This is a genomic window from Cellulosilyticum sp., from assembly GCF_982396655.1.
Genome location: NZ_CEVXFV010000001.1, coordinates 76666 through 89631 on the forward strand (window position 1 = coordinate 76666; position 12966 = coordinate 89631).

Genomic DNA, 12966 nt, shown 5'->3' on the forward strand with positions numbered 1-12966 from the left:
TTACAAAAAGCCGTATCTTCTTTATAGAACGGCTTTTTTATTGTGCATTTTGACCATTTATTTTTTTATGCGCTCATAAGTTGTAGCATAATCTAAAAAAACACGCTACTTAAAACGATTATGTATTAGAATCAAGGGAAGTCTCATATTTTATAATGTTAACATGTTCAAACTTCTAGCTTAAACCTTTTATTTCATTAAGAAGGTGGAAGGAAACAATGCAATGTTTCTGCAGAATATGAAAAAAAAATATGCTCAATTCAATACATTATCCCATATATTTTTTCTCTGTTGCCTTATAACTACAGCACTCTTCCTACTCTACATTTATGCCACTTCCAAGCATACTCTTGTTGCGCTTAACGACCACATACTCTATCCCTTAAATACAGGTTGGCAATATGCAGATACTTCAACGCCCTTTACAACAGACTCATCCTCTCATATTCTTCTTCAAGCGACCCCTTATACACTTACACTCGAAAGGTCCTTGACAGAAGCTTCTCCTCATGCAAATCACTTACTTTTGCGTAGTTTTGAGCAGTCTATTGATGTGTGGGTTGACAAGCAACTTGTTTATAGTTATCATATTTCATCCCCCACAAACTTTGAAAATTACACAGCTAATGCCTGGCACTTTATTACCCTTCCTTACAACTATAATTATAATACACCTCATACGCTCACACTTAAGCTTTCTTCTTCATTTCCTTCTAATACACGTATCCTAAATAATATCTATCTTGGCTCTCAAATTGCTTGCTTATACAGGCTTTTCCAAACCTATGCCTTAGCTTGGATTTCTAGTTTGTTACTCTTTCTATTAGCCCTTGTGCTTCTAGCTTATAGCTTATTTTCATTTTTAAAGAATCAGCCACATACACAGCTCTTTTACTTAGGTACTTTTATAATGTGTGTAGCAATTTGTTCAGCTAGCGAAGGGCAACTTCTGCAATTTATCATTAGCAACAGGCAATTTGAATATTACCTTAATTATTGCTTATTATTTTTACTTCCTATGCCATTTTTATTTTATCTTAAATTAAGCTACACCTCTCATGTACCTTGGGTTTATGATTTACTCATTTGGCTCTTTAGCCTTAATTTTATGGTATGCATGACACTCGTAATCTTTAATATAAGTGGCTTTATCCACCTAGTCTTTATTTTTCAGATTTTACTTATCGCCGCCTTAATCCTATGCAGCGTTACCTTCTTTCCGCTTATTAGATTTCGAGTGATTAAATTTCAATTGAAGCACAAGCACTTTATAATACAAGAATGCAAAAAACTAAGCTAATTTTCTTATTTAATGGCTCTAACTTTCAATAATAAAAGAGCTATAAAACTATGTTTTCCACACTAGTTTTATAACTCTTTCACTATTTCATCAAGTTAATATTCAGTTTCATATGGAGTTTATGTATCTCACACTACTCCTACTATTAATCTATACGTAATCTATACGACAGCTAAGTAACGCTTTAATAAATCTTGATGCACATTTTTTTCTCCTGAATAATAAAAATCTATCTTAGTTTCATGATGTGCATCTATGACAGCAGCATTTATATTCAGTATTTCTCTTAAGTGTCTAATTGTTCCTTCATTTCCATCATATACTTCTATATGAGATGGTAAAATATCTTTTAATATATTTTTGAAATAAACAAAGTGTGTACACCCTAACACAATGCCACTATACTTTGTTAAATCATAATTCTTTAATTTGCTTTCAAAATATGCCTTCAACTCTTCCCTCTCTCCAAATTGGAAGTTTTCAGCATAATGCACGAGTTCTGGCAAAGCTAAAGAATCTACACGTTCATGTTCATCTATTTTATTAACTAAACGTCTATACTTTTCTTCTTGCAACGTAAGAGGTGTTGCTGTTACTAATACTCTCCCTGTTTGCGTTTGATCTAAAGCTAATTTTACAGCTGGCTCCATGCCAATAATAGGAATGGTCTTATATTTTTCTCTTAATTCCTTTACGGCAATACTTGTCGCTGTATTACATGCTATAACAATGGCATCTACCTGTTCCTGAAGTAAAATTTCTACAACTTCACTCACATAGCCTAATACTTGTTCTTTTGTTTTTGTACCATAAGGTACATGTAGATTATCTGCATAATAAACATAATCAACGTGTGGAAGCTGTTTGAGGGCTTCCTTTAAAACAGTAATGCCACCTACACCTGAATCAAATACTCCAATTTTCATGTCATCACTCTTTCATCTGTTGTAGTCTCTTTTCATTTTAATCTCTTTTTATAGGATTGTCAAAAATAACTATTCCTCTTGTAGCATATTATACAATGTTTCTATCTGAACCTGACAATAGGCACTATGGCAGACTTTTTCCTCATGGCATACAACTAAACTATACCTGTCTTGCTGTAAAGGATAAACGGTAAAATAAGCTTTTTTCTCCTTATAAGCGTCTATTAGCTCTATTTTATGCTGATTATACGCTAATGAAAAGGCCTCTAACGGAATGGTTAATCCTTTCCCAATCATCTTAATGTAGCTTTCTTTACCACTCCATAACATATAAAAAGCTTCATTCTGCGCCTTCTCACATGCAATCTGCATTAAAGCATCATACTCTAATGGTGCAAAAAAGCGTTTTGCAATCCCTAAATCAGCCTTTTTTATTTGTTCCACATCTATTCCTACTAAATAATCACTAATTGCACCTACTACCCATTCGCCTGAATGTGAAATGTTGAAATAAAGTGGATTACCTTCTAAATAAGGTTTCCCATATTCATTCTTCTTAAATACAATTTCTTTTGCACTTAACTTTAAGTGTTTTGCTAGCATTACTTTTACTAAAATTTCTCCCACTAACGTCCGCTGTCCATCCATTTCTTTCCTATACCTTACTATCTTATCTCTTTTTTCTTCTGATACTTGGCTTAAAAACAATTCTTTATATGCTGCTGGTATGGGATGCGCTATATTTAAAGCATATACTTCTAACATAATTTCTCCTTACTTATTTTATCCTTTGATATTCCTATAGATTTCACATTTATAAAGTTTAGTTATTCATAATCTTTAGCAATGTGAAATCTATGTATAAGTTTAAATTTTATAGTTTGTTTTTTGTGGATTATATACTTTATCTATATTATAATTATTTTTAATCAAATAAACTATACTTTATTTTTAAGAATATAGTTTTAAAATTTATAAGGAGGGCGCCCTATGTACAAACTTTATTTATTTACTTTTATCATTAGTCTTTTATTACTCACCATTAGTGTGGTGATTTCTGGTATCTCCGACTTATTTCAAGGGTTAAGCGCACTTGATTTTCATGTTGGCGATGTAGGAAGCGATGCCTTATCTAGTTTTCTACCTTTCAGTCCTCTTGAAATCTGTGGTTTTTGTATTGGTTTCGGCGGTATTGGACTGCTCACTTATAAGGTCACTCATTTACATTTACTTTTTGCCATCATTGCTGGTTTTGTGATTTCCCTACCCATCAAATGGCTTTTACAGGCGCTAAGAAAGGTAGATAGTTCTACACTATCAGATATTGATTTAATTGGACTTACTGGCACTGTCGTAGTGACTATCTTTAAAGATAGTGTTGGGAGTATCTCTTTAAATACCAAAGTTGGCAAAATCACCTACTCTGCTAAAAGTAACAAAGATATTCCTCAAGGTACACCTATTAAAGTGATTGATATTGTTAATCATACACTTATTGTTTCTGATGATATGGATGCACCCCTCCTCACAAAAGACAGTACTTTAAAAATAGATTAATATTTTACATAAATTTATATGCTTTTTATATTATATAATTTGTTGTATAATTAACTTATCTCAAATATAAGGAGTGATTAAATGTTAGAAACTTATCTTGTACCAATCCTTGTTGCTGTAGGTATTATTCTCATCATCGCTATTATTTTAGGCATGTGGAAGAAAATACCTCAAGATAAGGCAGCTGTTATTACAGGTCTTAAAAAACGTGTTATTACAGGTGGCGGTGGACTTGTTGTACCACTTCTAGAGCGTGTAGATACCATTTCTCTTGAAAGTATGAAGCTTGATGTCAAAACAAATGGCGCGATGACAAGTCAAGGTGTCCCTATTAATACAGATGGTGTCGCTGTCATCAAAGTACGTAATGACCGTAATTCTATTCTGGCAGCTATTGAACAATTCAATGCCCCTAAGGAAGCTCAAACAATCCAAACAATCAGTGATGTTTCTCGTGAAGTACTTGAAGGTAAACTTCGTGAAATTATTTCAAAACTTACTGTTGAGGAAATTTATAATGATCGTGAAAGTTTTGGTGCAAAAGTTCATGAAGTAGCTGGAACAGATCTTGCTGAAATGGGACTTGAGCTTAAAACACTTACAATCAAAGACATTTCTGATAATAATGGCTATTTAAAAGCTTTAGGTGAAGCTCGTATTGCAGAAGTTAAGAAAAATGCACAAATTGCTGTCGCTGAAGCTAACAAAGAAACAAAAATCAAAACTTCTGAAGCAACTCGCATAGGAGAAACAGCTGAAATCGAAGCTAAAACAGCTATTTCAGAAGCTAATAAAATCCAAAAGATTAAACAATTAAGTTTCGAACAAGAACAATCTACTGCTAAAGCGGAATCTGATGCAGCATACGATATTCAAAAGAATATTACGCTTAAACGTATTACTGATACAGAAATGGATGCTGAGGTTCTTAAACAACAACGTTTACGTGATGTAGAAGCTGAAAAAATCCAAATTTCTATCGTTGCCGAGCAGAAAAATATTGAACTTGCTCAGAGAAAAGCTGAAAGAAAAGAAAAAGAACTTCAAGAAACAATCATTAAACCTGCTGAAGCACAAAAACAAAAAGAACAACTTAGTGCGGATGCCCTCAAATACAAAGAAATTGCCGATGCTGAAGCTAAAGCTGAAGCCATTCGCTTAAATGCCAGTGTAGAAGCTGAAAAAATCAAACTTCAAGGTCTCGCTGAAGCTGAAGTTATTCGTCAAAAAGGTATCGCTGAAGCTGAAGCTATTCGTCTTCAAGGTCTTGCTGAAGCTGAAGCCATGGAAAAGAAAGCCGAAGCTTATGCGAAATACTCAGATGCTGGTAAACTTGAAATGCTTGTTGGCGTACTTCCTGAAATTGCTAAAAATGTGGCAGAACCTATGTCTCGCATTGAGAAAATCATTGTTATGGATGGTAGTGGAGATGGCGGCGGTGCTACTGCTGTAGCAAAAACTGTTTCTAGTACTATGGCTACTGTTATGGAATCTGTAAAGGAAATGACAGGCTTTGATCTTACTGAAACAATGCGCGCACATACATATGATGCAAAAGTTAATAAGAATGTTAACTTAAACAGCACACCACTTGTAGCAGTCACACAAGAGGATACTTCAAATGCTACAGTAACTTCTGAAGAATAAAATAAAAAGTGGGTATCGCCAAATTGGCGATACCCACTTTTTATTTGTATATTTTAGAATTATAAACGATTCTCAAATGTTTCAATCTTCATTTCTGATTTCCATTTATCTAAGTTATCATTAAATACTTGATAGCTCTTTTCTTCTTTTACTTGTTCTAAAACTTCATCTTTCACTTCTTCAAACGATTTTGTTACTGAATCCTTTTGAACATCTGTTACTTTAATGAGGTGCCATCCAAACTGTGTTTTAACTGGATCTGAAACTTCACCTTCTGCTAATCCTTTTGCACCTGCTAAGAAGTCTGCATCATAATTTGGACTATCATATTCGATGAAACCTAAAGCACCACCTTTATCTTTAGTGTCATCTGTACCATATTGTGCTGCAAGATCTTCAAAGCTTGTACCTGCATCATATTCTGCTTTTACTTTCTTTGCTTCATCTTCTGTTTCTACTAGGATATGTGCCATATTTGCACCAGCACCTGTTGTATAACTATTAATATTTTCATCATAGTAAGCTTTTGCTTCATCTTCTGTAGCTGTTACATCTTTTGTACCTTCTGTTACCATCTTACTAATGATTAGACGTTCTTCAGCTTGTTTTTTCAGTTCATCTAATGTTAAACCACTTTGCTCTAAAGCTTCATTGAATTTATCTTCTGATTCAAATTGTGCTTTAACTGTGTTAATCTCTTCTTCTATTTCTTCATCAGTTGCTTTAATATCAAGCGATTTTGCTTTTTCTAAAAGGACTTGAGACTCAATAAGGTATTGAAGAATATCTTGTTTTTGCTGATTATATGCAGCCATTGCTTCTTCATTGTCTTTGTAATCTTCCCCATATTGGTAAGTCATCATATACTCTACATATGCCATTTCTTCATCAAATGCACTTTTATAGATTGGTGTGCCTTCTACTGTCGCAATAACAGTTGTATCCTTTTCTGAATTTGCTGTTGTACCAGTACTTTCAGTTGTTTGAGCTGTTGTATCTGTATTACTTCCACATGCCACTACGCTTAAACTGATTGCGCTAATCGCTAATACTGCAATTAATTTTTTTACTATTTTCATTTATTTTTCCTCAGTTTCTTTATTTATTAAATGCTAGCTTACTCCAACATTTTCTCTAAAAACTGCCTAACGCCTTAGGCATATCTATATTATTATTATACACGTCTTTGTGATGGTTTTGTGATTTTTTTTCATTTTTTTGCTTAAGATGTAGTATTTTTGTACATTTCGAACCAAAACATACTTCCCTTACCACTTTCACTTTCTACCCCATACGTTGCACCGTGACTATCAAGTATCGATCTTACAATCGACAAACCTAGTCCTGTTCCTATTGCTGCACGTTTATGGGTTTTGTCTACCTTATAATAGCGGTCCCATATATAGGGAATATTTTCCTTTGCAATCCCCTCCCCTGTATCAATCACTTCAATTCTCACTTTATGTTCTGTTACAATTTGTTTTACAACAACCTTCTTATCTTCTCCTGTATAGTTGATTGCATTATTAATGAGATTGTATAAAACTTGTGAAATACGTAATTCATCTGCCTTAACCTCAACTTCTTCTTCACATAGAAAATCAATCTGATATCCTTCCTGCTCAGTTAAGGCATTATATCGTTTTAACATCTGACGAATACTTTCTGTAAGATTAAATGTCGTATAAGTCAATTTAGAAGTACCTGATTGCAGTCTTGATAAATCTAGCATATCATTAACAAGCTGTGATAACCTTTTAGATTCATCAATGATAATCTGATTATTTTCAGGCGTATTCTCACCTGGTAGATCGCGCATCATCTCTGCATAACCTGTAATCAATGTAAGTGGTGTTCTTAAATCATGAGAAACATTTGCTATAAGTTCTTTTCTTAGATTTTCCGTCTTTGTAAGTTCTCTTGCAGCATAATTAAGCGTTGCCGAAAGTTCTGCGATTTCTTTATAACCCTTTCCATTAAAAGCTACTTCCTCTGGATGCGTTGCCAATGATTTTGCCACATTGTTGACATGACTAATTGGTGTTGTCATTTTTTTTGCAATAAAAAATGCAAGGAAGCATGCCATTACAAGCATAATCAATGTCACATACATCAGTTGTTCACGAATAGTCTGTACCGTTGCATCAATAGGTGAAATAAGCCCATTAATAAAAATAGCAATATTGCCCATCTTTTGGTCTTCAAATACCTTTGTGTAAACTACACTCTTTAGCGACTGCACTTTTGAATACAATCTGACATCATGGCGATTATAGCTTCGCTCTACATTAATTGCTTTATAAGGTCTTTTTTCTATAGCCGTACTATTTTTATCTTCCTTTGCCTTATAAATAAGACGCTTATATTCTTCGCGGCTTACATTAGGGTAGATACTACTGGTTCCTAGACTATTTTCCACATAAATGATATAACCTTGCTCATCTGTAATAACGATACAAAGTTCTTTATCTTCTGCCACTTGACTAATAAGCCTTACAATCTGGCTATTATTAATATTGTTACCGATTTGATTTCCAATCTTCTTAATCTCTTTTACCTTAATATTTTCATAAAAATCATTTAAAAAAATAACTTGAAATAACCACAAAATAATAAGTAATGCACCTACAAAAGCTGCCAAATAACTTAGGAGCTGCCATTTCATACTCCATTTATTTTTCTTCAAAGCGATATCCCACCCCTCTTAGGGTTACAATTAAGTCCGCATATTTACCAAGTGTCTTACGAAGCAACTTAATATGCGTATCTAACGTACGGTCATCACCATAATAATCATACCCCCATACGTTGCTGATAAGCATTTCTCTTGTTAATGCAATGCCTCTATTTTTTACCATATAAAAGAAAAGTTCATACTCTTTAGGCGTCATATCTACTATCTTGCCATCTATAGTCACCATACGTCCATCAAAGTCTACTACAATCCCTTGTATCTTCACTTCATTTTTAGATGCCACCTCTGCTTCTTGCGGCTTACTTCTTTTAATAATGGCAGATATACGCATCATAAGCTCCTTTGGTGAAAAAGGTTTCACCACGTAATCATCTACGCCAATCTCAAAGCCATGAATGCGGTCATATTCTTCACCTCTTGCAGAAAGCATAATAACAGGTGTCTGACAAAACTTCTTAATCTCCTTGCAAGCTGAAAATCCATCTAGCTCTGGCATCATAACATCCATAATAATAATGTCAAACTTTTCTTTCTTACAAATTTCTATAGCACTCATACCATCTGCAGCTTCTGTTACTGTGTGTCCTTCAAAAACAGCATACTTTTTAATGATTTCACGAATCATCTGTTCATCATCTACAATTAATATATTATACATTCCTTAGCTCCTTACATCATCATTCAGTAGGTCACCTCTCCCTACTCTATTTAGTTTTATTGTAGCATATTTTTATTTTTTTGGACAACACAGCTACTTTTCTAGTTTATAAATAAAGCACTACAATGCCAGCTTATAGCAGGAATCATAGTGCCTGACTTTGTCCTAATTTGATTGTGGCTTACTTTCTGATAATACAAGATCCTTAGTTAACATTTGACCCTCTCTAGATACTGTTACTTTTACGGTATCCCCTACTTTTTTATCCTGTAAAATTGAGCTGATATCAGATGTCGTTGCAACTTCTTGATCATCAATAGCTACAATACAGTCTCCCACTTGAAGTCCAGATTTTTCAGAGTTTGTACCTGGTGTGAGTTCTTGAATGTACACACCCATGCGATTTAAACGATACTGCATAGCTGTTTGAATAGAATCTACTGCTAAAACTGATACGCCTAGAACAGGTCTGCCTGTTACATAACCATTACTCATTAGTTCATTTGTGATTGTTTTTACTTCATTTACTGGAATAGCAAATCCTAAGCCTTCCACATCACTACCTGCTGATTTTGCTACAACAAGCCCTACGAGTTGCCCTTGGTCATTAAATAAACCGCCTCCAGAATTTCCTGGGTTAATAGCTGCATTTGTTTGAAGTAAATTCATGGTTTGCCCATCTAATGTAATTTCACGATCTAAGGCACTAATAATACCATTTGTTACAGTGCCACCTAATTGTCCTAATGGATTACCAATAGCTACTGCAAGTTCACCTACTTGTAACTTATCAGAATCACCAAGTGTAGCTGGTGTAAGTGTTACACCTTCTACCTTAATTAATGCAATATCTGTTTTAGAATCTGTTCCAACAAGTGTTGCTTCATAGCTCTCACCATTTCTAAGACGTACAGTAATTTTACTTGCGCCATCTATAACATGATTGTTTGTAACGATATAACCGTCTTTAGAGATAGCTACACCACTTCCTGCACCTTCGGCGATATATTGCTGCATTCTTACACCTGTTGTCATAACTTCAGTTGTAATCTCTACTACGGAATCAGCTGCTACACTGGCTACTTCCGCTACAGATAAACTCCCACCTACACTGTTGTTAGTTGCTGTTGTCTGCACCATATTATTATTACTTGCTACGCTCGCTACGGTCTCACTTGTTGTAACATCCTGTCCCCCAAATTGGCTAAGCGCATACCCACCAAGTCCAAATGAACCTACTGTCAGTGTACAAATTCCAATAACAGATGCCACTTTTTTACGTGTATTTTTAGCTTTTTCTTTTTTAAGTAGTTCTTTCTCTGCTTCTAATTTAGCCTTTTCTTCTTCTTGTTCTGCTTTCATTCTATTTTCAATTAAATTTCTCATTGCTTCATCATCTTCATAATACATAATTGATTCCTCCCTTAAGAACCTTGGTTGTCTTTTATGTATTTAGAATAATCGTATTATGTGATGACTTTTTGAACATCATCTGAAAATGAATTGAAAGTACTGTTTTTATTCTTCTTCCTCATAAATTTCGTCTCTATCTTTTAAGACACCCTGGTAATTTATAAGTTTCGTCATCTCTACAAATACTAAATCATATAATAAGTCTTGCCCATTTTGATTAAGTCCTAAACCTTTTTCACTTAAGTATTCTTTACAATTTACTTTCTTATTTAAATGCTCAAACAAATCAATCAGTATACCATTCCAGTCTAAAACAACATCACAAATAGCATCTCGATAAGCTAAAAGTATCTTATTATTAAGCACTTCATTTTCCATTTCTTCTCTCATAGGGGGTGGCGTAATCACAATAGGAATAGGCTTACAGCCATTTAAACCTGTGCGATTATTATGATGACAAATTTTCTCTAGCAAACTACTTAATACTTCTTTGTACTGTGTTATTGCCATATTATGTATGTCTTCTAGTTTCATATCGTTGGATGAAAGGTTTATAAAAACAATATTCGGATGGTGTACTAACACTTTCTCTTCTACCTGTTCTAAAAGTAGCTTAACTGTTGCCCCTTTTACGTTTTCATGAACTACACTCCAAAAGATGCCAGGATAATACCCATCTAAATGTGAATCTAAACGTTCTATGTAGGTCATTAAATTTTTACTATGTAATTCTCCATACCCTACAAGCGTTGTTTTAATCATATGACTTCCTCCATTTTCGATTTTATTCCCCCTAGAATAAGCCATTCCCTTCAAATGGTTATCCATTTCAAAACATATAATTCATTATAATATATTTATTCTAAATTATCCAATATTTAAAACAAAAAAAGAATTACTAAACAAAACAATTTTTAGTTTAGTAATTCTTTTTTATTGATTACATATTCATACTCTCTAATTTTTTAAGCATCGCTTTCTGCCCTTGCGTATCAAGATTGCTTACTAAGTAAATAACACTTAAAGCAAGCAAGAACCCTGGTATAATTTCATATAAGCCAAATATTGCAATGTTTGCAAATTTTCCCGCTAACATCTTCCAAATAATAGTGGTTACTCCCCCTGTTACCATGCCACAGAAAGCTGCCTTCCCCGTTGTTTTACGATAAAATAGCGACATGAGTACAACAGGTCCAAATGTTGCACCAAAACCAGCCCAGGCATAGGCTACAAGCGCAAGTACCGAAGAATTATTAGGGTCCATTGCAATAAAATAGGCACATACAGCCACTGCCACAATCGTCAAACGACTTACCCATACTAATTCTTTTTCTGAAGCTTTTTTACGGAAAATTCCACGATAAAGGTCTTCTGAAATAGAAGATGCTGTAACAAGAAGCTGCGAATCTGCAGTGCTCATAACAGCTGCCAAAATAGCTGATAAAAGCACACCGGAGATAAATAATGGTGCATAACGCATTACAAGTTCCATAAATACATATTCTCCATCTAGATTTTGAATATAACTCATTTGATTTGCTATATTTATGGCTTCTGCAGAACCAGCTTCAATACCTTGAAGTGTATTTTGCAAGTTCGCCATGGTACCATCTAATACTGATCTTCCTAATATACCAATGCATACAGCACCTGCTAAAGAAATAACAACCCAAATCATAGCGATAAGACGTGAACGCTTGATTTCTTCAGGATCTTTGACAGCCATAAATCTTACTAAAATATGTGGTTGCCCAAAATAGCCAAGTCCCCATGCTAATGAAGAGATAATACTAATAATAGCGGCACTCATGCTCCCACCATGACCAGCTAATGCATCTATACTCCACAAACTTAAAAATCCTGTATCTGCAATCACTTCACGACTACTATTAATAATAGGTAAATCAAAACTTAAACTCCCTAATTCTTGAACACCACCTACAATCACCATTATAGGTAAGGCTATAATAGCAAAGAACATTAAAATACCTTGAATAAGGTCCGTCCAACAAACTGCTAAAAATCCACCTAAGAATGTATATGTAATGATAATGACCGTTCCTATAAGAACGGCTATACGATACTCAATATTAAATACACTGTTTAAAAGTTTACCCCCTGCTACAAAACTAGATGCTGTGTAAAACAAGAAGAAAATTAAAATAAACACTGAAGATGCTACCCTTAAAATACGGCTATGGTCTTCAAAGCGATTTTCAAAATAGCTTGAGAGTGTAATTGAATCATTGAATTTTTCTGTATACGTACGAAGCTTTTTAGCAACAATTTTCCAGTTAAAGTATGTGCCTACAGCAAGTCCTATAGCAATCCAGGCTGCATTACTTACACCACCTAAAAAAGCTGCTCCAGGAAGCCCCATAAGAAGCCATCCACTCATATCTGATGCCTGTGCACTAAGTGAGGTCACCCACTTTCCAAGTCCTCTTCCGCCCAGAATATAATCTGATAAATTCTTAGTTTTAAAATAGAAATAAGCTCCTATTCCCAACATCATCAATAAATACAAACAAAACGTGACAAGAATAACAATATTTTTATCCATTTTTCCTCCTTTTTGATTTCTTCAAATATTATTTATATTCTTAGTATATTATATTTTATTTTCTTATAACAATCAAATTTTATTTAATTCTTAATGTTTTATATTTTTAGTTTTATAGGTGGTTAGTGTCGTGTTATCACCCAAATTCTGAATTTGAAGCCGTCAAGTTAAAACCCAAAATTTTCTACTCAAAAAAAAAAGACTGCC

The 12966-nt window shown here is 34.1% G+C and carries 11 protein-coding genes; 3 read left to right on the forward strand and 8 right to left on the reverse strand.

Going from position 1 to position 12966, the window contains the following annotated elements; translation table 11 throughout:
- Positions 1 to 238: 238 nt before the first annotated feature.
- Entirely contained in the window at positions 239 to 1300 is a 1062-nt protein-coding gene (locus AC1VAQ_RS00360; protein ID WP_479903359.1) for a hypothetical protein, read from the forward strand.
- Between the two features lie 161 nt (positions 1301 to 1461).
- On the opposite strand, the gene murI is transcribed toward AC1VAQ_RS00360, so the two are convergent.
- Together murI and AC1VAQ_RS00370 are read right to left on the reverse strand one after the other, a co-directional pair.
- Complete coding sequence (gene murI, locus AC1VAQ_RS00365; RefSeq protein WP_302596392.1) at positions 1462 to 2226, reverse strand: glutamate racemase; 765 nt, start codon at positions 2224 to 2226, stop codon at positions 1462 to 1464.
- A 69-nt stretch (positions 2227 to 2295) separates the two neighbouring features.
- The gene (locus AC1VAQ_RS00370) at positions 2296 to 2991 is read right to left on the reverse strand and encodes a 4'-phosphopantetheinyl transferase family protein (protein ID WP_302596390.1); all 696 of its coding nucleotides are present in this window, start codon (positions 2989 to 2991) and stop codon (positions 2296 to 2298) included.
- Between the two features lie 225 nt (positions 2992 to 3216).
- On the opposite strand from AC1VAQ_RS00370, the gene AC1VAQ_RS00375 reads away from it, so the two are divergent.
- Positions 3217 to 3783 (forward strand): NfeD family protein, encoded by a 567-nt coding sequence (locus tag AC1VAQ_RS00375; RefSeq protein ID WP_302596388.1) that lies wholly within the window; start codon positions 3217 to 3219, stop codon positions 3781 to 3783.
- Between the two features lie 81 nt (positions 3784 to 3864).
- The gene (locus tag AC1VAQ_RS00380; RefSeq protein WP_303243744.1) at positions 3865 to 5430 is read left to right on the forward strand and encodes a flotillin family protein; all 1566 of its coding nucleotides are present in this window, start codon (positions 3865 to 3867) and stop codon (positions 5428 to 5430) included.
- A gap of 59 nt (positions 5431 to 5489) precedes the next feature.
- On the opposite strand, the gene AC1VAQ_RS00385 is transcribed toward AC1VAQ_RS00380, so the two are convergent.
- The 6 genes from AC1VAQ_RS00385 to AC1VAQ_RS00410 all read right to left on the reverse strand — a co-directional run bounded on the left by AC1VAQ_RS00385 (position 5490) and on the right by AC1VAQ_RS00410 (position 12759).
- Positions 5490 to 6509, reverse strand: coding sequence for a peptidyl-prolyl cis-trans isomerase (locus AC1VAQ_RS00385; RefSeq protein ID WP_479903360.1), 1020 nt, complete (start codon positions 6507 to 6509; stop codon positions 5490 to 5492).
- A gap of 143 nt (positions 6510 to 6652) precedes the next feature.
- The gene (locus AC1VAQ_RS00390) at positions 6653 to 8116 is read right to left on the reverse strand and encodes a HAMP domain-containing sensor histidine kinase (protein WP_479903361.1); all 1464 of its coding nucleotides are present in this window, start codon (positions 8114 to 8116) and stop codon (positions 6653 to 6655) included.
- Positions 8103 to 8783: a response regulator transcription factor gene (locus AC1VAQ_RS00395; protein WP_302596382.1), complete on the reverse strand. Its 681-nt coding sequence runs from the start codon at positions 8781 to 8783 to the stop codon at positions 8103 to 8105. The genes AC1VAQ_RS00390 and AC1VAQ_RS00395 overlap by 14 nt, the downstream gene beginning before the upstream one ends.
- A gap of 165 nt (positions 8784 to 8948) precedes the next feature.
- Positions 8949 to 10193 (reverse strand): S1C family serine protease, encoded by a 1245-nt coding sequence (locus tag AC1VAQ_RS00400; protein WP_303243747.1) that lies wholly within the window; start codon positions 10191 to 10193, stop codon positions 8949 to 8951.
- A 108-nt stretch (positions 10194 to 10301) separates the two neighbouring features.
- Positions 10302 to 10958 carry an SGNH/GDSL hydrolase family protein gene (locus AC1VAQ_RS00405; protein WP_302596380.1) on the reverse strand — a complete coding sequence of 219 codons (657 nt, stop codon included), beginning with the start codon at positions 10956 to 10958 and terminating at the stop codon, positions 10302 to 10304.
- Between the two features lie 178 nt (positions 10959 to 11136).
- Positions 11137 to 12759, reverse strand: a complete 1623-nt coding sequence (locus AC1VAQ_RS00410; RefSeq protein WP_303243748.1) for a sodium/proline symporter — start codon at positions 12757 to 12759, stop codon at positions 11137 to 11139.
- Between the last annotated feature and the right edge of the window lie 207 nt (positions 12760 to 12966).